The sequence below is a fragment of the Vibrio sp. 1751 genome (assembly GCF_033339895.1).
Taxonomy (GTDB): Bacteria; Pseudomonadota; Gammaproteobacteria; order Enterobacterales; family Vibrionaceae; genus Vibrio; species Vibrio alginolyticus.
In genome coordinates this window covers 1-25,060 of record NZ_JAWOVM010000068.1, presented here as the reverse complement: position 1 = coordinate 25,060, position 25,060 = coordinate 1, and the positions used below count along the sequence as shown (strand labels likewise).

Annotated in this window: 21 protein-coding genes; 8 read left to right on the top strand and 13 right to left on the bottom strand. The window is 46.4% G+C overall.

Going from position 1 to position 25,060, the window contains the following annotated elements; translation table 11 throughout:
• Positions 1-219: 219 nt before the first annotated feature.
• From hemG to R7041_RS17770, 3 genes are read right to left on the bottom strand one after another with little or no spacing between them, the layout of a single operon-like run.
• A complete protein-coding gene (gene hemG / locus R7041_RS17780; protein WP_206949707.1) occupies positions 220-747 on the bottom strand; it encodes a menaquinone-dependent protoporphyrinogen IX dehydrogenase in 528 nt (175 codons plus the stop codon).
• A 9-nt stretch (positions 748-756) separates the two neighbouring features.
• On the bottom strand, positions 757-2,214 hold the full coding sequence (locus tag R7041_RS17775; RefSeq protein ID WP_005378893.1) for a TrkH family potassium uptake protein: 1,458 nt from the start codon (positions 2,212-2,214) through the stop codon (positions 757-759).
• A 46-nt stretch (positions 2,215-2,260) separates the two neighbouring features.
• Positions 2,261-2,884, bottom strand: a complete 624-nt coding sequence (locus tag R7041_RS17770) for a YigZ family protein (protein ID WP_206949708.1) — start codon at positions 2,882-2,884, stop codon at positions 2,261-2,263.
• Between the two features lie 261 nt (positions 2,885-3,145).
• Between R7041_RS17770 and fadB the strand changes: the two genes are divergently transcribed.
• From fadB to R7041_RS17755, 3 genes are all read left to right on the top strand, one after another.
• The gene (fadB, locus tag R7041_RS17765; RefSeq protein WP_206949709.1) at positions 3,146-5,317 is read left to right on the top strand and encodes a fatty acid oxidation complex subunit alpha FadB; all 2,172 of its coding nucleotides are present in this window, start codon (positions 3,146-3,148) and stop codon (positions 5,315-5,317) included.
• A gap of 14 nt (positions 5,318-5,331) precedes the next feature.
• On the top strand, positions 5,332-6,507 hold the full coding sequence (gene fadA, locus R7041_RS17760) for an acetyl-CoA C-acyltransferase FadA (protein WP_005378883.1): 1,176 nt from the start codon (positions 5,332-5,334) through the stop codon (positions 6,505-6,507).
• A gap of 250 nt (positions 6,508-6,757) precedes the next feature.
• Complete coding sequence (locus R7041_RS17755; protein ID WP_005378882.1) at positions 6,758-7,738, top strand: MDR family oxidoreductase; 981 nt, start codon at positions 6,758-6,760, stop codon at positions 7,736-7,738.
• A 52-nt stretch (positions 7,739-7,790) separates the two neighbouring features.
• Here R7041_RS17755 and R7041_RS17750 read toward each other — a convergent pair whose 3' ends face one another.
• The gene (locus tag R7041_RS17750; RefSeq protein ID WP_017821924.1) at positions 7,791-8,735 is read right to left on the bottom strand and encodes a LysR family transcriptional regulator; all 945 of its coding nucleotides are present in this window, start codon (positions 8,733-8,735) and stop codon (positions 7,791-7,793) included.
• 172 nt (positions 8,736-8,907) lie between these two features.
• Complete coding sequence (locus R7041_RS17745) at positions 8,908-9,090, bottom strand: hypothetical protein (protein WP_005378880.1); 183 nt, start codon at positions 9,088-9,090, stop codon at positions 8,908-8,910.
• A 133-nt stretch (positions 9,091-9,223) separates the two neighbouring features.
• Between R7041_RS17745 and tusA the strand changes: the two genes are divergently transcribed.
• Positions 9,224-9,472 (top strand): sulfurtransferase TusA, encoded by a 249-nt coding sequence (gene tusA / locus R7041_RS17740; protein ID WP_005378879.1) that lies wholly within the window; start codon positions 9,224-9,226, stop codon positions 9,470-9,472.
• 44 nt (positions 9,473-9,516) lie between these two features.
• Here the strand turns inward: tusA and R7041_RS17735 are convergent, their stop codons facing one another.
• Both R7041_RS17735 and R7041_RS17730 read right to left on the bottom strand, forming a co-directional pair.
• Positions 9,517-9,777, bottom strand: coding sequence for a hypothetical protein (locus R7041_RS17735; protein ID WP_005378878.1), 261 nt, complete (start codon positions 9,775-9,777; stop codon positions 9,517-9,519).
• A gap of 160 nt (positions 9,778-9,937) precedes the next feature.
• The gene (locus R7041_RS17730) at positions 9,938-10,492 is read right to left on the bottom strand and encodes a TMEM165/GDT1 family protein (protein ID WP_005378877.1); all 555 of its coding nucleotides are present in this window, start codon (positions 10,490-10,492) and stop codon (positions 9,938-9,940) included.
• A gap of 484 nt (positions 10,493-10,976) precedes the next feature.
• Here R7041_RS17730 and glyQ point away from each other — a divergent pair, with 484 nt between their 5' ends.
• The 4 genes from glyQ to R7041_RS17710 all read left to right on the top strand — a co-directional run bounded on the left by glyQ (position 10,977) and on the right by R7041_RS17710 (position 17,759).
• A complete protein-coding gene (gene glyQ / locus R7041_RS17725; protein ID WP_005383818.1) occupies positions 10,977-11,894 on the top strand; it encodes a glycine--tRNA ligase subunit alpha in 918 nt (305 codons plus the stop codon).
• A 13-nt stretch (positions 11,895-11,907) separates the two neighbouring features.
• Entirely contained in the window at positions 11,908-13,974 is a 2,067-nt protein-coding gene (glyS, locus tag R7041_RS17720; RefSeq protein ID WP_005378875.1) for a glycine--tRNA ligase subunit beta, read from the top strand.
• A gap of 217 nt (positions 13,975-14,191) precedes the next feature.
• Positions 14,192-16,276 carry an alpha-amylase gene (locus tag R7041_RS17715; protein ID WP_064368870.1) on the top strand — a complete coding sequence of 695 codons (2,085 nt, stop codon included), beginning with the start codon at positions 14,192-14,194 and terminating at the stop codon, positions 16,274-16,276.
• Between the two features lie 229 nt (positions 16,277-16,505).
• Positions 16,506-17,759 carry a valine--pyruvate transaminase gene (locus tag R7041_RS17710; protein ID WP_017635592.1) on the top strand — a complete coding sequence of 418 codons (1,254 nt, stop codon included), beginning with the start codon at positions 16,506-16,508 and terminating at the stop codon, positions 17,757-17,759.
• A 127-nt stretch (positions 17,760-17,886) separates the two neighbouring features.
• On the opposite strand, the gene R7041_RS17705 is transcribed toward R7041_RS17710, so the two are convergent.
• The 6 genes from R7041_RS17705 to dnaA all read right to left on the bottom strand — a co-directional run.
• Positions 17,887-18,324 carry an Hsp20 family protein gene (locus R7041_RS17705; RefSeq protein WP_005378857.1) on the bottom strand — a complete coding sequence of 146 codons (438 nt, stop codon included), beginning with the start codon at positions 18,322-18,324 and terminating at the stop codon, positions 17,887-17,889.
• A 533-nt stretch (positions 18,325-18,857) separates the two neighbouring features.
• Positions 18,858-19,274, bottom strand: coding sequence for a GreA/GreB family elongation factor (locus R7041_RS17700; RefSeq protein ID WP_017821918.1), 417 nt, complete (start codon positions 19,272-19,274; stop codon positions 18,858-18,860).
• A gap of 343 nt (positions 19,275-19,617) precedes the next feature.
• Positions 19,618-22,035 (bottom strand): DNA topoisomerase (ATP-hydrolyzing) subunit B, encoded by a 2,418-nt coding sequence (gene gyrB, locus R7041_RS17695; RefSeq protein ID WP_005378841.1) that lies wholly within the window; start codon positions 22,033-22,035, stop codon positions 19,618-19,620.
• A gap of 13 nt (positions 22,036-22,048) precedes the next feature.
• A complete protein-coding gene (gene recF, locus R7041_RS17690) occupies positions 22,049-23,128 on the bottom strand; it encodes a DNA replication/repair protein RecF (RefSeq protein WP_005378839.1) in 1,080 nt (359 codons plus the stop codon).
• Positions 23,129-23,137: 9 nt separating this feature from the next.
• Entirely contained in the window at positions 23,138-24,238 is a 1,101-nt protein-coding gene (gene dnaN, locus R7041_RS17685; RefSeq protein ID WP_005394106.1) for a DNA polymerase III subunit beta, read from the bottom strand.
• A 63-nt stretch (positions 24,239-24,301) separates the two neighbouring features.
• A partial coding sequence (dnaA, locus tag R7041_RS17680; RefSeq protein WP_318128670.1) for a chromosomal replication initiator protein DnaA occupies positions 24,302-25,060 on the bottom strand: 759 nt, incomplete at its 5' end.

The window sequence follows — 25,060 nt, the reverse complement described above, 5'->3', positions numbered from 1 at the left end:
CACTTTTTTCAAACTTTCTTCAAGCGTTTCCGCTTGGCTAATTTGGCTTGCTAACTTGGCTTCTTACTTTCGAAACTTAAGCTTCGAAGCGTTGCCGTGTCAGCGAGGTGGAATTATAGAGATTGCGATCACATTGGCAAGCCCTTTTTCTCGTTTTTTTTGATTTTTTTATCGTTCGGATAAATTTGCATCAAAAGCGGTCAAAAGAGCACGTTATTTCTACAGTTCTCTGAATTTATCTGCGAAAAGAGCCACTTTTTCCCAATTGGTGTACTCCATCTCTTTGGTCGTATCGGTTTCGCCACCCGTCATCGACATAATGAACCTAATCATAGTTCTGTCGAACCAGCTATAACGTGGGTAATAAAGTGCACCAGCAAAAACACCGATTAGCGTTGGTTTCCAAGGGGACTTAATTAGGAACTTGCGAATGTAGGCACTACCTTCAGGTGTATCCTTTCCTTGGTCCTCTTTACGAGCGGTTAAGTTTACGCAGAAAAATGCCACTTTATTTTGCTCCAATTGATTGAGGTTTCGCTCAATAAACTGGTATAGCTTTTTATTAAGATGGCCATAGCGAATAGAGGCGCCTATCAATACTCTGTCGTATTGGCTGAAGTCAATCGTCTCAACATTATGTAAATCCACCAGCTCACAATCGAAATCTGGAAGTTGTTCATCTATATAGTGGAGAATTTTTTTAGTCTGCCCTTCGCGGGAAGAGTATAGAAATAATGCTTTTGCCACGATTTCCCCTTAGCTACGCCAAAACGTCGGCGTAAGTAGAATAAGTAAGGTAAAGATTTCCAAACGACCAAACAGCATAGAAACTATCAATACCCATTTTGCTTTGTCGTTAACATCACCAAAGTGAAGCGCCACTTCTCCCAAGCCAGGACCGAGGTTGTTCAGAGTCGCAGCCACCGCTGAGAACGCACTAAGCTCATCCATTCCTGTTGCAATCAACCCCAACATACAAACCACAAATACCAATGCGTATGCGGAGAAGAAACCCCAAACCGCATCGACAACACGTTGCGGTAGGGCACTGCCACCTACTTTGATGGTGTAAACCGCGCGTGGATGGACTAAACGTTTTAGTTCACGCGCACCTTGTAAGGTAAGAAGCAGGATACGGATCACTTTCATGCCGCCGCCTGTTGAACCAGCACAACCACCGATAAAAGAAGAGAACAATAACAGCACAGGTAAGAAGAGCGGCCAATCCGCAAAACCTGTTGTCGTAAAGCCCGCTGTTGTGGATATTGATACGGTTTGGAACAGAGCCTGATCGAAAGCATCGTATGTCGATGTGTAAGAGTGATGTTTCAGTAATAATAGAAAGCAAATGATAAATAGCAGCACTTGAATAAACAAGAAGGCGCGAAACTCAGGATCTTTCCAGTAATACTTGGGATGTACGCCACCTGATGCAAATGCAGCAAAGTGCAGTGTGTAATTACATGCAGATATAAGCAGAAAAACCACAGTAATCAGGTTAATCGCGTAACTATCAAAATATCCGATGCTGGCATCGTGGGTAGAGAAGCCGCCAATAGCAATGGTGGAAAAGCTGTGACTGATGGCGTCAAATGGCGTCATACCAGCTAACCAAAAAGCCGAAGCACAGGCGATAGTCAGGCTCAAATAGATGTACCAAAGCGCCTTAGCAGTTTCTGCTATGCGCGGCGTCACTTTAGTGTCCTTGACTGGACCAGGGATCTCGGCGCGGTAAAGCTGCATACCACCAATGCCAAGTACTGGCAAAATCGCCACAGCTAATACGATGATTCCCATACCGCCGAACCACTGCAGTAACTGTCGATAGAATAGAATCGCTTTAGGTAACTCATCCAAACCAACAATAACGGTCGCCCCGGTCGTCGTGAGAGCAGAAAACGATTCAAAAAACGCATCTGTCACTGAGACGTTCGGGTTGTCAGCAATGAGAAAGGGGATCGAGCCTGCACTGCCAAGTACTGTCCAGAATAAGACGACAATAAGAAAGCCATCTCGAGCTTTAAGCTCGTGCTTATACCTGCGGTTTGGGTACCAACAAACGGCCCCACAAAACAGCAGAACAAAAAATGTCGTGACAAAAGGCACACCAGCACCATCTCGATAGATCAGCGCAACGAGTGCTGGCGCAAGCATAGTGACACTAAAGAGTGCGAGCAGTAGCCCGACGATTCGAATAATTGAACGAAATTGCATGGATAAATTGACTAGCGAAGCTGTCCCTGTTGCTTCCTGTTTTTCATTATTGTCCGTCTAGCGGAGTGACAATTGCCTTTGCCCCGCTTTTATTAATGATTGCTTGGGTAAACGCGCTCACTTCTCGAAGCTCAATTTCCACCACTAATACGACCTGATCGCTGTATTCAGCCTCGACTTCTATCGCACCAAATTGCGGCATGATTGATTGTGCGATCGGCATAAACCCATAGTCTAACGTTAGTCTGAGCTTTGTGGTTATTTTTTTCTCAATAGTTTGAAGCAGCTTGAGCGCTTGTTGTACCCCACCCCCATACGCTTTAACCAAGCCGCCTGTACCTAACTTGATTCCACCAGAGTATCGCGTGACCACAGCCGTGATCTCCCCCACCCCAGATCCAGACAGCTGCGCCAGGATTGGTTTGCCTGCTGTTCCGGACGGCTCCCCATCATCACTAAAGCCCCATTTCATTGAATCTTCCGGGCGACCAGCAACAAAGCCCCAACAGTTATGTCTGGCATCAGCGTGTTTAGCTTTGATTTGATCAACAAATGCTTTTGCTGCTTCGATACTTGGCGTGTGTGCCAAATAAGTAATGAAAACGCTCTTTTTAATTTCTTCTTCAAATTGAGCGGGCTCTGCTGGAATCAGATAAGGCTTGTAATTCATAGGATTATGGATTCATGTCTATTTGCCTGAAGTCTATCACGAGTGTGATTTACCCGTCGCATAAGATCTGCCACAGCGCACAATGTTAAACACTTGTTTAAAAAATGTATTGAAATTAAACAATCCACGATCCAAACTAACTTTACTGGTCAAACCAGAACAAAAATAAAACGACTTCCTCGATACCTATTTGCCGAGGTACACGGCGTCGTTGAAATAGGTATACAGACAATCCACGATTGTATGTCATGGAGATAGACAATGATTTACCAAGCCGAAACCCTACAGGTAAAGGAAATACAAGATGGTATTGCAGAGCTAAGCTTCTGCTCTCCAAAATCCGTCAACAAACTCGACCTAGCGACATTAGAATCGCTAGATAAAGCTCTTGATGCGCTCATTGCCCATCAAGGCCTCAAGGGGTTGTTGCTCACTTCAGATAAAGACGCATTCATTGTAGGCGCAGACATTACCGAGTTTTTAGGTCTGTTTGCTAAAACGGATGCCGAGCTCGACCAATGGCTGCAATTTGCTAATAGCATCTTTAACAAATTAGAAGACTTACCCGTTCCGACCATCTCAGTGATCAAAGGCCACGCTCTTGGTGGCGGTTGTGAATGTGTGCTAGCAACAGACATGCGTATTGGTGACAAAACCACCAGCATCGGCCTACCAGAAACGAAACTGGGAATCATGCCGGGCTTTGGTGGTTGTGTACGCTTACCTCGCGTTATTGGCGCAGACAGCGCAATGGAAATCATCACCCAAGGTAAAGCATGCCGAGCTGATGAAGCATTGAAAATTGGCTTACTCGATGCTGTTGTAGAGACTGATGCTTTATACGAATCAGCACTACAAACTCTTAACTCTGCAATTAATGAGAAACTTGACTGGCAAGCACGCCGAGCACAGAAAACATCGCCTCTAACGCTGAGTAAGCTTGAATCAATGATGAGCTTCACCATGGCGAAGGGTCTGGTGGCACAAAAAGCAGGTCCTCACTACCCTGCCCCAATGACAGCCGTTATCACGATTGAAGAAGGTGCTCGCTTTGCACGTAATGAAGCGTTAGACATTGAACGTAAGCACTTCGTGAAATTGGCTAAATCGGAAGAAGCAAAATCACTCGTTGGCCTATTCCTTAATGATCAATACATCAAAGGCATTGCGAAAAAAGCAGCGAAGTCAGCAAGTAAAGACACGCAACGTGCAGCCGTATTAGGTGCAGGTATCATGGGTGGCGGCATTGCTTACCAATCAGCGCTAAAAGGTGTGCCAGTCTTGATGAAAGACATCGCACAAGCGTCGCTCGACCTAGGCATGACTGAAGCATCTAAGCTGCTGAATAAACGCTTATCTCGCGGTCGCATTGATGGCTTTAAGATGGCGGGTATTTTAGCGTCAATCACACCGAGCTTACATTACGCAGGTATTGAAAACTCTGATGTGATTGTTGAAGCTGTCGTTGAAAACCCGAAAGTAAAAGCAGCAGTTTTAAGTGAAGTTGAATCCCATGTCGGTGACGACACCGTTATCACCTCAAACACCTCGACGATTCCTATCAACCTATTGGCAAAATCACTAAAACGCCCAGAAAACTTCTGTGGTATGCACTTCTTCAACCCAGTGCATCGTATGCCTCTTGTTGAGATCATCCGTGGTGAGCACACCTCTGATGAAACCATCAATCGTGTTGTGGCGTATGCTGCAAAAATGGGCAAATCACCAATTGTCGTTAATGACTGCCCAGGGTTCTTCGTTAACCGCGTATTGTTCCCATACTTTGGCGGCTTCAGCATGCTACTTCGTGATGGTGCTGACTTTACGAAAATCGACAAAGTCATGGAGCGTAAGTTTGGCTGGCCGATGGGACCGGCGTACTTGCTTGACGTAGTCGGCATTGATACCGCGCACCACGCACAAGCTGTGATGGCTGACAGTTTCCCTGAGCGTATGGGTAAACAAGGTCGTGATGCGATTGATGCACTGTTCGAAGCAGACAAATATGGTCAGAAAAATGGTAATGGCTTCTACAGCTACACCATAGATAAAAAAGGTAAGCCGAAGAAAACCTTCTCCGAAGCGATCTTACCGGTACTTGCTGACGTTTGTGCCGATAAGCAGGACTTTGACGATCAGACCATCATTCAACGTATGATGATTCCAATGATCAACGAAGTGGTGCTGTGCCTACAAGAAGGCATCATTGCCACTCCACAAGAAGCGGATATGGCACTGGTTTATGGTCTTGGTTTCCCTCCATTCCGCGGTGGCGTATTCCGCTATCTAGACAGCGTGGGTATTGCTGAATACGTTGAAATGGCAAAACAACACGCCGAGCTAGGTGCGATGTACCAAGTACCGCAAATGCTGATTGATATGGCGGCGAAAGGTGAAAGCTTTTACGGTGCACAACAGCAAGGTTCTATCTAAGGAGGGATTCTAAAATGACTAATCAAACAAGAAATGTTGTCGTAGTCGATTGTCTACGTACTCCAATGGGTCGCTCTAAAGGTGGTGCTTTCCGTCATACACGAGCAGAAGATCTATCTGCGCGCCTAATGACAGGCATTCTTGCGCGTAACCCACAAGTGAACCCAAGCGAGATTGAAGACATCTACTGGGGCTGTGTACAGCAAACACTAGAGCAAGGCTTTAACGTTGCACGTAATGCGGCGCTGCTTGCTGGTCTGCCGATTGAAATTGGCGCCGTGACGGTGAACCGCTTGTGTGGCTCATCAATGCAAGCGCTTCACGATGGTACACGTGCCATCATGACTGGCGATGCTGAAATCTGCCTAATTGGTGGTGTTGAGCACATGGGGCATGTGCCAATGAACCACGGTGTAGACTTTCACCCAGGTATGTCAAAGAACGTAGCAAAAGCTGCGGGCATGATGGGCTTAACGGCTGAAATGCTTGGTAAATTACATGGTATTAGCCGTGAGCAACAAGACGAGTTTGCCGCTCGCTCTCACGCTCGTGCGCACGCAGCAACCGTAGAGGGTCGTTTTAAAAACGAAATTCTACCAATTGAAGGCCACGCAGCAGACGGCACACTGTTCACTCTGGATTACGACGAAGTGATTCGCCCTGAAACATCCGTTGAAGGTCTATCTCAACTTCGCCCAGTGTTCGACCCTGCAAACGGTACAGTAACAGCCGGTACATCATCGGCACTGTCCGATGGTGCATCAGCGATGTTGATCATGAGTGAAGAGAAAGCCAATGAGCTTGGTTTGAAGATTCGTGCACGTATTAAAGGCATGGCCATTGCGGGCTGCGATCCTTCTATTATGGGTTACGGTCCTGTACCTGCGACGAAAAAAGCGCTCAAGCGTGCCGGTCTTTCAATTGAAGACATGGATGTGGTTGAGCTAAACGAAGCATTTGCCGCGCAGTCTCTGCCGTGTGCTAAAGACTTAGGCCTGCTTGATGTTATGGATGAGAAGGTCAACCTTAACGGTGGTGCGATAGCATTGGGTCATCCACTAGGCTGTTCTGGTTCACGTATCTCAACAACGTTAATCAACCTAATGGAAGCGAAAGACGCGAAATACGGTCTGGCCACCATGTGTATCGGTTTGGGTCAGGGCATTGCGACAGTATTTGAACGACCATAACAGTTCAAGACGTTGTTGTAATGATCGAGCCAACAATCATAAGCAAATGAACTAGTACTAAAATTTTTAGTATTACACTTAAGGGCGACAATTGATGTCGCCCTTTGTTTTACATCAAACATGCATGAAGAGCATACATTAAATGCTCAAGTTTCATTTTATTCATAGACAAAGAAGACATACACTTAGACCAGTTGATATCTTGCTGCATGTGACCCAGAGTCATGCTACCGCACAATCGGAGAACCTTATGTTTAATGCTCTAGTTCTAAATCAAGAAGACAAACGTACTATCGCTAACATCGAGCAAATCGATGAAACACAACTGCCTGAAGGCGACGTTCTGATTGACGTTGATTACTCATCGTTAAACTACAAAGACGGTCTTGCGATCACAGGTAAAGGTAAAATCATCCGTAACTTCCCGATGGTGCCAGGTATTGACCTAGCAGGTACGGTAGTAAGCTCAGAAGACGACCGCTACCAAGCTGGTGACAAAGTTGTCCTTACTGGCTGGGGCGTGGGTGAAAACCACTGGGGTGGTATGTCTCAGCGTGCTCGTCTAAAAGCAGATTGGCTAGTACCACTACCAAAAGGTCTAGACAGCAAGAAAGCAATGATGGTTGGTACTGCTGGTTTCACAGGCATGCTATGTGTTCAAGCACTGCTTGATGCAGGCATCAAACCTGAAAATGGTGAAATCCTTGTAACTGGCGCAAGTGGCGGTGTAGGCTCAGTCGCAGTAACGCTTCTAGCACAGCTTGGCTACAAAGTTGCTGCAGTGACAGGTCGTGTAGAAAAAAATGGCCCGCTACTTGAAAAACTAGGTGCTAGCCGCATCATCGACCGTACTGAATTTGAAGAACCAGCACGTCCACTTGAAAAGCAAGTATGGGCAGGTGCGGTTGATACTGTAGGCAGCAAAGTACTGGCTAAAGTATTGGCGCAAATGGATTACAACAGTGCAGTTGCAGCTTGTGGTCTTGCAGGTGGTTTTGATCTACCAACCACAGTGATGCCGTTCATCCTACGTAATGTTCGCCTACAAGGTGTGGACTCAGTAATGTGCCCAACAGAGAAACGTATCGCTGCATGGGAAAAGCTGGTCGAGCTACTACCAGACAGCTACTTCGAGCAAGCGTGTACTGAAGTTGCTCTTGCTGAAGCACCGAAATATGCAGAAGACATCACCAACGGTCAAGTAACGGGTCGTGTGGTTATCAAGCTATAAACACTGACTCAGTGTAAACAGACGAAGAGCCGGCATTGCTGGCTCTTTTTTGTTAGCAGTTCAGTCCCATATCTTCGATACGTTTAGCTATCAGACGGCTACACTCTTCACGCACAATCGTTCTTAACCATTCTTGAGCGGGAGAATGCTCGCAACGCGCATGCCAAATCATCGAGTATTCAAACGGCGTGAATTGGAATGGTAACGGTTTCACCACCAAGTCATAACGCTCGGCAACCAGATACGCCAAGTCCGCTGGCACTGTGATGATAATTGGCAAGGTATCCATGATCGCCAATGCGGCTTCTAAATGATAAGCCCGCAGAACCATTTTACGCTTAGGTTTCTCCATCAAAGCTTGTTCGATCAGTGCCTTAACACCATCACTGATGGCGATCATGGCATGTGGATGACTCAGATAATCATCCAAGCTCATTTCTTTATTCGCTAATGGATGCTGTTTTGAAAGCATACACAGCACCCCCACTCGCCCCAACACTTCACTGCGTAGAGGCTCCACCGGGCCTGTCGGGCGACAAATCGCTAAGTCTGCACCTTCATAAGTGAGCTGATCTGATAAACGGTCGTGTTGCAGTGGTAAGAAGTTGAAAGACACGTTTGGCGCTTCTTGGTAAATTCTCGGCAAAGCGAACGGTAAGATCGTTTGCATGGCATAGTCGGTGGTCACGATGTTGAAAGTCTGTACGCATTGCAATGGGTCAAACTCAACCGGAGATAACAACTGACGTAAAGACTCTAATGGTTCGCCCAATGAGCGATCGATCTCTAACGCTTTCTGAGTTGGGATCAAATGCTGTCCCTGACGAGTAAACAGCGGGTCTCCCAATAAGTCGCGTAGACGACCAAGCACACGACTCATTGCCGATTGACTCAAGTTCAGACGTGTTGCCGCCTTACTGACACTGTTTTCTTCTATCAGTACTCGCAACGCAACCAGTAAATTTAAATCTCGGCGATAGATGTCTTCCAGTTCCACGAATTAGCCACTTATTTTGTATGTGTTTGGGTAAATTGTACTCTTTAGGCAAAAAAAATCCCGCCTTTCAGCGGGGAAGCCCAAGAAAAATGGGGATAGTGTCGGAATGAAGTGTCGGTAAAATAAAAATAGGTGAGCGTTATTAAAAGCATTCTGATCCAAGCAAGAAGCGCTAATTTTCTTGCTCAGATGCGCCAGACCATCTGCGCATCTCGATCCAAATCCCAATAATAGTGGCAACCATGCCTACTAGAGGTGTCAAAGAGGTGTCAGCTGGCGTCCTGAGTACCAATGCACAAAACGAGATAAAACACAGCACTGAGTAAATCGTAAGTCTGTCTAACGCTGTTAACATTGCCTCTCCCTTGCCAGTTGTTACCAAATTGTTAATTTAAGGTAAAACAAAAAATTCGGTTTGCCAAGTGGTTATTGAATATTTTTTCAACGAAAGTAAAATTCAACGCTCAGTTAGTTACGAGAATCACACTATGAGCTTTAATCCTGAACTGGCAAACAAGACATTAGAGGCGGAAGGACTGCGCTGCCCAGAGCCAGTGATGATGGTCAGGAAGACAATTCGCAACATGCAAGATGGTGAGATTTTGCTGGTCAAAGCAGACGATCCATCCACAACTCGAGACATTCCGAGTTTCTGCCGCTTTATGGACCATCAATTAGTTGCGGCACAAACGGAGCAAGTTCCGTATCAGTACCTGATCAAGAAAGGATTGGAATAATCTGGTCGAACTAAAAACGGCAGCCTATATTGGCTGCCGTTTGTTTATTCATCGTATTCGAGTGTGCGAACTTCTGATTGGAGCTTGTTAAGTTGTTTCTTCATTGCCCGCATCTCTTCATGCATAGGAATGATGTGAGCGACACGAATCCACGCTTCTACTGTCAATCCAGTAAGAACGAACGATCCTGCTACAATCGGTAACCACATATCAGTTAGCACCATCGCTAGTAAACACAGCGCTAAACCAAAAGTGAATAAATAACTCTGACTCTTCGGGGACATCCCCATGTAACGTGTAAGCATAAACTTGCCCTCTCGCTATCATTCACACCATTAAACTACCATGACAAGTATGACACTTATATGTCATCCGTCACGCAACGGAACGATTTAGAGTCAGAGTTTGAACTCGCGCAGCACGCCACTAATGATTGATAACTCACATCATTTCACGTGCAAAAAATCAGAACAGTGCAGCCCCTATTGCCAGAGCAATAAACAAAAATGCGGTGATTTTACGGATCAGCCCTAAAGGCATCTTGTCGGCCGACAATTTACCAATCAGGACCACAGGAACATTCGCCAGCAGCATACCGATTGTGGTACCGATAATCACCAAACTTAACGCATCCGCGTATTGCGCCCCTAAGATGGAAGTGGCGATCTGAGTTTTATCGCCTATCTCCGCAACGAAGAACGCGATAAAGCTGGCAATAAATGGGCCTCGATTAGAAATCTGTTCGTCATCATCCAGTTTGTCCGGGATCAGAACCCAAGCCGCCATCGCGACAAAACTGACCACCAGCACCCACTTTAAAATCTCAGGTGATAGATAGTCTGCGACAACCACACCTAACCATGCAGCCAAAGCGTGGTTGGCAATAGTTGCCAAAAAGATTGCTGCAATAATTGGGATTGGTTTTCGGTAACGACTTGCGAGTAATAGAGATAGCAATTGGGTCTTATCGCCAATTTCTGCTAACGCTACAGTAGTAATTGAAATAGCTAAAACGCTCACGACATGCTCATTGGGGCAGGGATTATTATTTTTAACCGAAGACAAACCTCACGCCCCTACCCCGGTTCGTGATGATTTGTCTAAGGTCTTGCTAAACTTGAAAGGCTTCAAGTCTCGAACGCCATGGTGATTTTGCACCAATTATGTTGACGGACGAACCAGATGAAACAGAAACTTCATCAGGTAAGCTACTCCCCAAAGACAGGCGCAATTCTAGCCACCTTTGTTGCGCTTCTCAAGAGCCAAAGCAGGCAAAAACTCCCTTTTAGGAAAAATACAGCAGATAACGCGGTAAAAATTCATTAAAGGAGAAAATCGCCCACGAATTAATCAAGATTAGCTCTACTCCCATGCTCAATATCTGGTTATACTAGATTGTTAATTTATTCAACCATAATTACTCTTTATCGCCGTTGTTAGAGTTGAAAAACTCGGCATAGATGACGAATTAACGAGTAACAAGAGAATCGCGCGAACCTGACTTATGCAAAAATACGATATCAAAACCTTCCAGGGAATGATCCTCGCGCTGCAGGATTATTGGGCTCAAAATGGTTGTACCATTGTTCAACCGCTAGATATGGAAGTGGGTGCGGGTACCTCTCACCCAATGACCTGTCTACGAGCGCTTGGCCCAGAGCCAATGTCGACAGCTTACGTACAACCTTCACGTCGTCCTACTGATGGCCGTTACGGTGAAAACCCTAACCGTCTTCAGCACTACTACCAATTCCAAGTAGCGCTAAAACCATCGCCTGACAATATTCAAGAGTTGTACCTTGGCTCCCTTGAAGTTCTTGGTATTGACCCTCTTGTACACGACATCCGTTTCGTAGAAGACAACTGGGAAAACCCAACACTAGGCGCATGGGGTCTGGGCTGGGAAGTTTGGCTAAACGGCATGGAAGTGACTCAGTTTACTTACTTCCAGCAAGTTGGTGGTCTTGAGTGTAAGCCAGTAACTGGTGAGATCACTTACGGTATCGAACGTCTAGCAATGTACATCCAAGAAGTAGACTCTGTTTACGACCTAGTTTGGAACATCGCACCAGACGGCAGCAAAGTGACTTACGGTGACATCTTCCACCAAAACGAAGTAGAGCAATCAACTTACAACTTCGAGCACGCAGACGTTGAATTCCTATTTGGCTTCTTCGAACAGTGTGAAAAAGAGTGTAAAGAGCTGCTTGAGCTTGAAAAGCCACTGCCACTACCTGCTTACGAGCGCATTCTAAAAGCGGGTCACGCATTCAACCTACTAGACGCACGTAAAGCGATCTCAGTAACTGAACGCCAACGTTACATCCTACGCATCCGCAACCTGACGAAAGCAGTTGCAGAAGCATACTACGCATCGCGTGAAGCTCTTGGCTTCCCAATGTGTAAGAAAGAACAAGCGTAAGGGGTAGAGTAACATGGCAAAAGAATTTCTAATCGAGCTAGGTACAGAAGAGCTACCACCAACGCAACTTCGCACTCTAGCTGAAGCATTCGCAGCAAACTTCGAAGCAGAACTAAAAGGCGCTGAGCTTGCTCACGAAGGCGTGAAATGGTTCGCGGCACCTCGTCGTCTTGCACTTAAAGTGGCAGCACTAGCAGACAGCCAGTCTGACAAAGTTGTTGAGAAGCGTGGTCCTGCGGTTTCTGCAGCATTTGACGCGGAAGGCAACCCAACAAAAGCGGCTCAAGGCTGGGCACGCGGTTGTGGCATCACGGTTGACCAAGCAGAGCGCATGGTAACAGACAAAGGTGAATGGCTACTGTTCAAACAAGAAGTGAAAGGTCAGCCAACGTCTGAGATCGTCGTTGAACTTGCAGCGAAAGCACTAGCAAACCTACCTATCGCAAAACCAATGCGTTGGGGTAACAAAACGACTCAATTTATCCGTCCAGTTAAGACGCTAACCATGCTAATGGGCAGCGACCTAATCGAAGGCGAGATCCTTGGTGTCGCTTCAGACCGCACTATCCGTGGTCACCGCTTCATGGGTGAGCAAGAGTTCACTATCGATTCTGCTGAGCAATACCCTGCGATTCTAGAAGAGCGCGGTAAAGTAATGGCAGATTACGAAGCGCGTAAAGCAATCATCCTAGCTGACGCACAAAAAGCGGCAGCAGCGGTTGGCGGTATCGCTGATCTAGAAGATGACCTAGTAGAAGAAGTAACGTCTCTGGTTGAATGGCCAGTAGTACTAACAGCGAAGTTTGAAGAAGAGTTCCTAAAAGTGCCTTCTGAAGCGTTGGTTTACACCATGAAGGGTGACCAGAAGTACTTCCCTGTCTACGATGAAAACAAGAAGCTACTACCTAACTTCATCTTCGTATCGAACATCGAATCAAAAGAGCCTCGTTACGTAATCGAAGGTAACGAGAAAGTGGTTCGTCCTCGTCTTGCTGACGCAGAGTTCTTCTTCAACACAGACCGTAAGCGTCCGCTTATCGACCGTCTGCCAGAACTAGAACAAGCGATCTTCCAAAAGCAACTGGGTACGATCAAAGACAAAACAGACCGCATCACTGAACTTGCTGGCTACATTGCTGAGCAAATCGGTGCTGACGTTGAGAAGTCAAAGCGTGCTGGTCTACTAGCAAAATGTGACCTAATGACCTCAATGGTATTCGAATTCACGGATACTCAAGGCGTTATGGGTATGCACTACGCTCGCCACGACGGTGAAGCAGAAGAAGTTGCAGTAGCACTGAACGAGCAATACATGCCTCGTTTCGCAGGTGATGAACTGCCATCAAACGGTGTTTCAACTGCAGTTGCAATGGCAGACAAGCTAGACACTATCGTAGGTATCTTCGGTATTGGTCAAGCGCCTAAAGGCAGCGATCCATTCGCACTACGCCGCGCATCTCTAGGTGTACTACGTATCATCGTTGAATACGGCTACAACCTAGATCTTGTTGACCTAGTAGCGAAAGCGAAGTCACTGTTCGGCGACCGCCTAACCAACGACAACGTTGAACAAGACGTTATCGAGTTTATGCTTGGTCGTTTCCGTGCTTGGTACCAAGACGAAGGCTTCAGCGTAGACATCATTCAAGCGGTTCTAGCTCGTCGTCCGACGAAACCAGCAGACTTCGACCAACGAGTTAAAGCGGTTTCTCACTTCCGTGAACTAGAAGCAGCAGAGTCTCTAGCAGCAGCGAACAAACGTGTAGGTAATATCCTAGCGAAATTCGACGGCGAACTAGCAGCAGACATCGACCTAGCACTTCTACAAGAAGACGCAGAGAAAGCACTAGCAGAAAGCGTTGAAGTAATGACTGAAGCGCTAGAGCCAGCATTTGCTACAGGTAACTACCAAGAAGCCCTAAGCAAGCTAGCTGACCTACGTGAACCAGTTGATGCGTTCTTTGATAACGTAATGGTAATGGCAGACGACGAAGCACTTAAGAAGAACCGTCTGACACTACTGAACAACCTGCGTAACCTGTTCCTACAGATCGCAGACATTTCTTTGCTTCAAAAGTAATTCATTACTCTTCGAAGTGATTAAGAAATAAGTAAAAGGGAAGCAGATGCTTCCCTTTTTTGTTGCCTTCAAACCGATGAAGGTGACGCTTATTATTCATTTTGTGAACAAGACTAAAATTTGTAGGGTGAGACGCGTTTAACTTGTTGGTATAGAGCTCGGATTGTAGAGGCACAGTTTTGCTATAACTGGACTGTTTATTCGGGGGAAGGACACAATGAAAAAAACAATTCTCGCACTCTCTATCGGTCTACTGAGCGCCTGCAGCCAGATTCCAGAAAATGCCATCGTATTAAGCGTTGGTGATGATACCGCTGTTTTTGAGGAAAACTCACAGGGCTTACTTGTCGCCGAGCAAAAACTCGAAAAAGGCAGCTACACCTTTACCATTGCCGACAGTAATCAAAGCTGTGGAAGTAGCTTTGCCCTAGCAGAAGAAGATCGCATTAAGTTCAATCGTCCATTAAAAATGGATAATTGCGCCACTGATGCACAAATGCCGCTGCGCATCTTCAAAGCCAATACCTATCAATTTACGCTCAATCCAACCACCAACGAACTGACGGTAAAAATTAAACCAAAACAAAGTCAGGACATCACCTACTCTTGCCCTGTCGCAACTGACACGCCAAAAACCATCAACGTTGCTCAAACCTTTAATGATGGCGCTGTCGTTCGTGATGCCTTAACCGAACAAGAAACCACTGTCGCCAATGGCAGCGTCACCATGCAACCGGGTCCTATGAGCCAAGGTCTATTGCTGCTAGAAGAAGTTGAACAGCAAGCCGACAAACCGTTCAGCTGGGATAACGCAACAGTGTACTTCGTCATGACTGACCGCTTCTACAATGGCAACCCTGACAACGACAACAGCTACGGTCGCAGTAAAGACGGAAAATATGAGATTGGTACCTTCCACGGTGGTGACTTAGCGGGTCTGACGAAAAAACTCGATTACATCGAATCACTTGGTGTGAATGCTATCTGGATAACCTCACCACTGGAACAAATCCACGGCTGGGTTGGCGGCGGCGATAAAGGCGACTTTAAGCACTACGGCTACCACGGCTACTACCATCAAGACTGGACCAAGCTTGATGCCAACATGGGTACCGAAGATGAACTCAGAACCTTCGTCGATACCGCCCACAAGAAAGGTATCCGCGTGATTTGGGATGTAGTCATGAACCACACAGGTTATGCGACATTAGCAGACATGCAGGAATTCGGCTTTGGTCAGCTTTACCTTGATGACCAAGAAGCCAAACAAGTCCTTGGTGAAAAATGGACCGACTGGCAGCCAAAATCAGGACAAAGCTGGCACAGCTTCAACGACTACATCAAATACGGTGATAGCGAAGCGTGGGATAAATGGTGGGGCAAAGACTGGATTCGCACCGACATTGGCGACTACGATGCTCCGGGCTACAACGACATCACCATGTCTTTGAACTACCTACCGGATCTCAAAACCGAATCGACTCAGAAAACCGGATTACCAAACTTCTTCCGCAATAAAGACACCAATGCGCAAGATGAGCTGCAAACCCCACGTGAACACCTGATTACCTGGTTATCCGATTGGGTACGTGACTACGGCATTGACGGCTTCCGTGTCGACACTGCAAAACACGTTGAAATGGAAGCGTGGGCAGAGCTGAAAGCCAGCACCACCCAAGCGCTTGCCCAGTGGAAGCAAAACAACCCGGACAAAGCCTTGGATGACTTACCTTTCTGGATGACGGGTGAAGTGTGGGCACACAGCGTGGTGAAAAGCCCGTATTTCGATAACGGCTTCGATTCCATCATCAACTTCGAGTTCCAATCTGACGTAGCACCAAAAGCGCTGAAGTGTTTCGCTCAACTTGATAATGATTACCGCCGCTATGCAGAACGCATCAATACCGATCCTGAGTTCAACGTGTTGAGCTACCTATCTTCACACGATACACAGCTGTTTTGGTCAGCGCGCAATCGCAGCTTTGATGACCAAGCACGTGCCGCGAATGCTCTGATGCTGGCTCCCGGTGCAGTACAAATCTATTACGGTGATGAGATAGCTCGTGATTTTGGCATTACTGGTTCAGACGCCCACCAAGGCACACGCTCAGATATGCCATGGGATAAGATTCATGGCGAGCGAGAAGATCTACTGAAACATTGGCAAAAGTTGGGTGAATTCCGTAAACGCCACCCAGCAGTTGCTCAAGGTAAGCACATCACTCGCAACCAAGAAGGTTACTACGCGTTTGAACGCCAATACCAAGACGACAAGGTGTTGATTGTTTACACCGGTGAGTAAATCACACTCTCTCCACCAGCAAGGGAAGCATAAGCTTCCCTTTTTTATTGTTCTTTTTGCCCTTTTGTCTCGTTCCTCTGGTCTGATGACGCACTTTTTTCTTTTTCGGCTTAATTCACACTTTGCGTTAATTACACATTGAGGTAAGGTCAAGGATTACTCGATAAGCCGATAAAACATCGGCATAAACATACACAAAGCAATCACAATGAATTAGGTATAAGTCAGCATGCAGTTCTCAAAGTTTGGTGAAAAATTTAATCAGTATTCAGGTATTACGCAGTTAATGGACGATTTGAATGATGGTCTGCGCACACCAGGTGCCATCATGCTCGGTGGAGGTAATCCTGCCGCCATTCCTGCCATGCTCGATTACTTTCACCAAGCCAGTGAGGAAATGCTCGCCAGTGGGGAGCTCGTCGCCGCCCTCGCCAACTACGATGGCCCGCAGGGTAAAGACGCGTTCGTCAAAGCGCTAGCTCAGTTATTCCGTGAAACTTACGGCTGGGATATTTCAGAAAAAAACATCAGCCTAACTAACGGCAGCCAAAGTGGCTTTTTCTACTTGTTCAACTTGTTGGCAGGTAAACAGCCAGATGGTTCGCATAAGAAAGTGCTACTGCCTATCGCACCTGAGTATATCGGTTATGGTGATGCTGGCATTGATGAAGATATCTTTATCTCTTACCACCCAGAAATCGAGCTGTTAGATAACGGTCTGTTTAAATACCACGTCGATTTTGAGCAACTCGCCGTCGACGACTCTGTTGCGGCAATCTGCGCGTCTCGCCCAACTAACCCAACGGGTAATGTACTGACAGATGAAGAAGTACGTAAGCTGGACAAGCTAGCACGTGAGAACAACATCCCACTGATCATCGATAACGCCTACGGTCTACCTTTCCCGAACATCATCTTTGAAGATGTCGAACCGTTCTGGAATGAAAACACCATCCTATGCATGAGCCTATCTAAGCTTGGTTTACCGGGCGTGCGTTGTGGCATTGTGATTGCGAGTGAAGAAATCACTCAAGCGTTAACCAATATGAACGGCATCATCAGCCTAGCGCCGGGCAGTGTTGGTCCAGCGCTGGCAAACCATATAATTGGCAAAGGTGATCTGCTTAAACTGAGTTCAGAGGTGATTAAGCCGTTCTACAAGCAAAAATCACAACGTGCGGTTGAACTGCTCCAACAAGCAATTACCGATGAGCGATTCCGCATCCACAAGCCGGAAGGCGCTATCTTCTTGTGGTTATGGTTTGATGAACTGCCAATCACAACAATGGAACTGTACCAACGCTTGAAAGCGCGTGGCGTATTGATTGTCCCTGGTGAATATTTCTTTATTGGTCAGCAAGACGAGTGGGATCACGCGCACCAATGCCTGCGTATGAACTACGTTCAAGATGATGAGATGATGCAAAAAGGCATTGCGATTATCGCTGAAGAAGTGGAAAAGGCTTACCGCGAAGGTAAATAGACGGATTGAACTCAGCCGTTCTTCTCTTTGAAATTACGGCTTTGAAATAGCGGATTTGAAAACCCCCAAACTAAAAAGAGCGCCCATATGGCGCTCTTTCTCATTCTATAACCGGGTGGTTAACTGATTAGTTGTTCTCAATCAGGTTGTTGCCACCGATAGCAATCTTACGTGGTTGCATGGCTTCAGGGATTTCACGAACTAAATCGATATGAAGCAGACCGTTTTCCATTGATGCACCCACGACTTTTACGTAATCCGCTAGCTGGAATTTACGTTCAAAATCACGTTCTGCAATACCTTGGTAAACGTAGTTTTTGCCTTCTTCTGCTTTACGTTCGCCCTTCACAATCAACATGTTTTCGTTTTGAGTCAGATCGAGCTGTTCTTCAGCAAAGCCAGCAACGGCCATAGTAATACGGTAGTTGTGCTCGTCTTTTTGCTCAATGTTGTATGGAGGGTAACCGCCAGAAGTATTTTTCGCTGTATTCGCTTCCATCAGGTTTAGCAGACGATCAAAGCCAATTGCATTACGGTATAGTGGTGAGAAATCTACATTACGCATAAATCTATCCTCTTAATTAAGCAATAGTCTTAGTTCAGATGAGTTCCATCCTACTGGCGTGTTTATGCAAAAACCAACGCCGAACTAAGAGATTCTTATCATTCCACTGGCCTTGGTTTGGCTCGGAGACATGATATTGAATCTAAAGGTTTAAGTTGTGTGCTAAAACGCCATATCCTCTTCTGAGCGATCTCGTTTTAGCGATTTCAGAGGGCTGGTCTTCTAGTCTCTAGCAAGCCAGTCACCCTCTTCATAACTAGATATAAGGTCGTCAAAAATGACTTTCAAGGGAAAAAATAAAAAATTTTTAAAGCATCCACTATCCCCTTGAACAGCTTAGTTCCTCATCACTTCGCGATCAGTGATAAAAAGCCCGCCGTTCTGGAGGGCTCAATCTACACTTTACTTGCGGGAGGATTTACGCGCTTTTACAACGCCCTTTTCTGCCGCCTTTTCCTGCTTTAGTTTGCGCTTTTCTTTTAGACTCAACTGCGGTTGTTTCTTTTCTTTCTTACTCATGACTTCACCTATATTTATTGGCACAACAGACAACCACACAGCATTTTCTGAGCTGGTGGTTGCGATTGATGAACAATTTCAGTAATCACAAAGCAGCGTCGCTGATTAAAAATTTCCACTTCGAGCGCATCATTTTTAGCTCGACCTAATAGTCGAGACCCCAAATAAGAATCGACCGCGAGCATACCTGTCATGGGTTGCCCCTTGCGCGAGCTGACCAATGTCATGCGATATTGATAGGCGCGTTCAACATCCACTAAGCGAACCGTGTCCCCAACCGCAATACGAGTTCGGTTACGGCAATGGGCTTGTTGCTCGCAGGTTTCAAATAGCGATAACAACCTTAGTGGTGATTGATAGGTTAAAAAGCGACTGGTTAACCACCAAGTTCGCAGCGCCAAGCAGTACGCTGAGAACCAGCGTTCAAACATGATTATTTCCTTCTTAATGCCTTGTCTTACAAATAAATTCAGTGCATTGAACCGGAAGTGCATCACTTCCGGCTTAGTTCAGGAAAGTCATCACCATTTTCTTAGTCTCCTTAATCATCAGCTCTTCAGCACTATAGCGAGCAGAAAAAAGAAAGCAAAAGCGCTCAAGCGAACAAAATGGCGAGAAAAAAAGAAAACAGATATAAAATGGCAGGCTTGATCGGGTTGTTGGCAGTTAGTACCAGAAAAACATCCGCTTTAGCAGAAAGTGGCGATTTTAGCTGGTGGTACAACAAAAAAAGCAGCGATTTCTCGCTGCTTTTTACTATCACGAACAGTGTCGTTATACGTCTAGGTTCGCTACTTTCAGTGCGTTCTCTTCGATGAAGTTACGACGAGGTTCTACTTGGTCACCCATTAGCGTCGTGAACAGTTGATCTGCGCCTACCGCATCTTCAATCGTTACCTGCATCATACGACGAGTTTCTGGGTCCATGGTGGTTTCCCAAAGTTGGTCTGGGTTCATCTCACCTAGACCTTTGTAGCGCTGACGGCTTAAGCCACGCATTGACTCTTTCACTAACCAGTCAAGCGCTTCTGCAAAGTTTGCCACTGGCATAGTACGCTCACCACGTTTGATGTACGCGCCTTCTTCCAGAAGTCCATCAAGTGCTTCTGATAGATCAGCCAACTTGCCGTACTCTTTCGAGTTTAGGAAGTCGATGCTAATTGCATGTTCGTGCGTCACGCCGTGAGTACGAACCACAATCTTAGGCAAGTTTAAGCCTAGCTCTTCGTGCTGCTCAACTTCGTAGCTGTACTGGCTTGCACCCACTTCTTTCGCATTCAGCTGTTCAATAAGCTGCTTCGTCCACGCTTCCACAACTGATGCGTCATGGCATTGCTCTGGCGTTAGGCGAGGAGTGTAAATCAACTCGTTTACCAAAGCACTTGGGTAACGACGGCTCATACGTTCCGCCAGTTTAATACCCGCATTGTACTGTTGAACAAGCTTCTCTAGTGCTTCACCAGCCAATGCTGGTGCTTCTGCGTTTACGTGTAGCGATGCATTGTCCAGAGCTAATGATACTTGGTATTGGTTCATCGCTTCTTCATCTTTGATGTACTGCTCTTGTTTGCCTTTTTTCACTTTGTATAGTGGTGGCTGAGCGATGTACACATAGCCACGCTCGATAAGCTCTGGCATTTGACGGTAGAAGAAGGTCAACAGTAGCGTACGGATGTGCGAACCATCGACATCGGCATCGGTCATGATGATGATGTTGTGGTAACGAAGCTTGTCCGGGTTGTACTCGTCACGACCGATACCACAACCTAGTGCGGTGATCAGTGTTGCTACTTCTTGAGAAGATAGCATCTTGTCGAAACGTGCTTTTTCTACGTTAAGAATCTTACCTTTTAGCGGTAGGATCGCTTGGTTCTTACGGTTACGGCCTTGTTTTGCGGAGCCGCCTGCCGAATCACCCTCCACTATGTATAGTTCAGAGAGTGCCGGATCTTTTTCCTGACAGTCTGCAAGTTTACCTGGAAGGCCAGCTAGGTCTAGTGCACCTTTACGGCGCGTCATTTCACGAGCTTTACGCGCTGCTTCACGAGCACGTGCTGCATCGATGATTTTCGAACAAACCATCTTCGCTTCTGTCGGGTTCTCAATCAGGAACTCAGACAGTTTTTCACCCATTGCAGACTCAACAGCTGATTTCACTTCAGAAGAAACCAGTTTGTCTTTTGTTTGGCTTGAGAACTTAGGATCAGGCACTTTCACCGAAACAACCGCAGTTAGACCTTCACGTGCATCGTCGCCTGAAGTCGCTGTTTTCGCTTTCTTCGAGAAACCTTCTTTATCCATAAAGCTGTTCAATGTACGTGTTAGCGCAGCACGGAAACCAGCAAGGTGAGTACCACCATCACGCTGTGGGATATTGTTGGTAAAGCAGAAGATGTTCTCTTGGAAACCATCGTTCCATTGCATCGCCACTTCAACTGAAATGCCGTCTTCACGCTCAGAATTAAAGTGGAAGATTTTTTCGATGATTGGCGTTTTGTTGGTGTTTAGGTGATCAACGAACGCTTGAATACCACCTTCATACATGAAGTGATCATGTTTGTCCGCTTCACGTTCATCAACCAATTTGATCGACACACCAGAGTTCAGGAATGACAGTTCACGCAGGCGTTTCGCCAGAATGTCATAGTGGAACTCAGTGTTAGAGAACGTCTCGGCACTTGGCCAGAAACGAATTTGTGTACCGGTTTTATCCGTATCACCCACAACGGCTAGTGGCGCTTGAGGCTCACCATGGCGGTAGGTTTGCGTATGGATATGACCACCACGATGAATCGTTAGCTCAACTTTCTCTGATAGTGCGTTTACTACTGAAACACCTACCCCGTGAAGACCACCCGATACTTTGTATGAGTTATCGTCGAACTTACCACCCGCGTGAAGAACCGTCATGATTACTTCTGCTGCAGAGACATTTTCCTCTGAGTGGATTTCTGTTGGAATGCCACGACCATCATCGCTAACGGAAACCGAGTTATCCTCATGAATTGTCACAACGATGTCTTTACAGTGACCTGCCAACGCTTCATCAATTGAGTTATCCACCACCTCGAAAACCATGTGGTGAAGGCCGGTGCCGTCGTCCGTATCGCCGATGTACATTCCTGGACGCTTACGTACCGCATCCAGACCCTTCAGTACCTTAATACTCGATGAATCGTAATTTTCAGACATGAGTTTCTCTCTTCTAGTTTGACTCTATCCTGCCATGTTCCACATGAAACAATTTACCGTTATCGTCCAACATATCGGCGATTTGGCTTTCAGTAATAGAGCTTACAAATACTTGTGCGCCCGTCTCTTTTAAGCAGTCAGCAAGACGCTTGCGACGTTGGCTATCTAATTCCGACGCGAAGTCATCAATTAGGTAAATGCATTGTTTACCGGCCATCTCTGTCAGGTGTTGCCCTTGCGCTACACGCAATGCACACACCATGAGTTTTAATTGACCGCGTGACAGAACATCTTCAACGGGCGTTCCGTTCACTTTAATGCGCAAATCAGCTTTGTTTGGGCCACTAAAGGTGTATCCCAATGCCTGATCACGCTCAAAATTCTTTTCTAGTATCTCGTGGTATGGAGTGTCTTTATCCCAGCCACGATAATACTTCAATTGGATCTCAAATTCTGGCAAAAATGTCTGACAGATAGTTTCTGCGACAGTTTTCATCTGCTCGATGTAACTTGCTCGCCATTGGCTGATGTTTTCAGCCAATCCTGCCATTTCCTGATCCCAATAACTGAGCTCACGATAACTATTGGCGGTTTTCAACAACGCGTTGCGCTGCTTGTTCAGGCGCTTGAACCTTCCCCATGCTTGATAAAAAGCGGGCTCGGTATGAAACACGCCCCAATCAATAAACGCACGACGATGTTTAGGGCCATCTGTCAGTAAATCAAACCCTTCTGGGTGTATCAACTGCAGAGGCAGAACTTGTGCCAACTGCGCTAATTTTTGTCCAGATTGACCGCCTATTTTAACCTCTGTTGAGCCATCACGCTGCTTATTAATGCCGATAGGTAGCTCAAATTGATCCGAGTTCAAAAAACGACCATGAACAAACAGTTCGTCACACTCATTTTGTATCACTCGTCCGGTGAGAGAGCTCTTGAATGAGCGGCCATGCCCGAGCAGATAAACCGCTTCTAAGACACTGGTTTTACCGCTGCCGTTCGGCCCGATAAGAAAGTTAAAGCCTGCTGATAACTCAATATCACAGGCTTTAATGTTTCGAAACTGCTGAATGATGAGACGAGAAAGAGGCATTCAGTTGGCTTATAGACGAATTGGCATCACCACGTACATGGCACTGTCATCGTCGGCATTTTCAATCAACGCGCTAGCGTTAGCATCCGACATCGACACACGTACATTTTCACAACGCAACGTGTTCAGAACATCAAGCACATAGCTTACGTTAAAGCCGATTTCGATGGCGTCACCTTCAAAGGTTACATCAAGCATCTCTTCCGCTTCTTCTTGCTCTGGGTTATTCGCGGTTATGCGCATTTCAGTATCAGCCAGATTCACACGCACGCCACGGAATTTTTCGTTGGAAAGAATCGCAGCACGAGAGAAGGCTTGGCGCAACTCGTCACAACTTGCTATTAGTGTCTTATTGGTGCTCTGAGGCAATACACGGCGGTAGTCAGGGAAACGACCATCAACCAACTTAGAGGTAAAAGTAAAGTTATTCACCTCAGCACGAACATTGGAGCTACCGATCTGAAGTACTACAGGCTGCTCTGGCGCATCCATCAACTTTACTAATTCTTGCACACCTTTGCGTGGCACGATGATTTGCTTCTGCGCAAAGTCTGCACCTAGCTGAGTTTGCGATACCGCCATACGGTGGCCGTCCGTCGCCACGCTGCGTAACGTGGTGCCGTCAATTTCAAACAACATGCCGTTGAGGTAGTAACGAACGTCTTGATTCGCCATCGAGAACTGAGTTTTGTCGATCAGCGTACGTAGATCGGCTTGGCTCAGTGATACTTCCACTTCGCTTTGCCAGTCTTCAATATTAGGGAAATCGTTCGCAGGAAGCGTTGCCAACGAGAAACGGCTGCGACCAGAGCGAACTTGTACGCGATCACCTTCTAATACAAATGTGATGATCGCATCGTCCGGTAAACCACGGCAGATATCGAGAAACTTACGCGAAGGAACGGTAATGCTGCCCGCTTCAAAATCACCTTCTAGCGTCACTTTGCTTACTAACTCTACTTCAAGATCGGTTGCCGTCATCGACAATACGTTCTCTTCTACTTTAAGAAGTAGGTTACCCAGGATTGGCAGAGTTGGTCGGCCACCTAAAGCGCCCGAAACCTGCTGTAGCGGTTTGATTAAATGACTACGTTCAATGGTAAATTTCATGCTTGGCTCTTTACGCTGTCAGCTCAATAAATGATTTGCTTAGAATACCGTTATTCTAACCGATTACGAAGACAGGGTGCGAATCAAGTTAGAGTAATCTTCTTTTATGTCGTGGCTCTCTTCACGCAGCTGCTCAATCTTGCGACAAGCATGAAGTACGGTCGTATGATCGCGGCCCCCAAACGCATCGCCAATTTCAGGCAGGCTATGGTTGGTTAGTTCTTTTGCTAACGCCATAGCCAGCTGACGAGGACGCGCTACAGAACGAGAACGACGCTTAGACAGCAAGTCCGCCACTTTAATCTTGTAGTATTCCGCCACGGTCTTTTGAATGTTATCGATCGTCACCAGCTTCTCTTGTAGAGCAAGCAGATCGCGCAGCGCTTCACGAACAAAATCAATCGTAATTGGACGACCAGTAAAGTTCGCGTTCGCGATAACACGGTTCAGTGCACCTTCGAGCTCACGAACGTTCGAACGCAGACGCTTGGCAATGAAGAATGCCACTTCATCAGCAAGGTGGATTTGGTGATCTTCAGCTTTTTTCATCAAGATCGCCACACGCGTTTCAAGCTCAGGTGGCTCGATCGCAACAGTAAGACCCCAACCAAAGCGAGATTTAAGACGATCTTCAACGCCATTAATTTCTTTAGGATAACGGTCAGACGTTAGAATGATCTGCTGATTACCTTCCAATAGTGCGTTGAAGGTATGGAAGAATTCTTCTTGTGAACGTTCTTTATTAGCAAAGAATTGGATGTCATCGATAAGGAGTGCATCCACACTGCGGTAGTAGCGTTTGAATTCTTCAATCGCATTGTT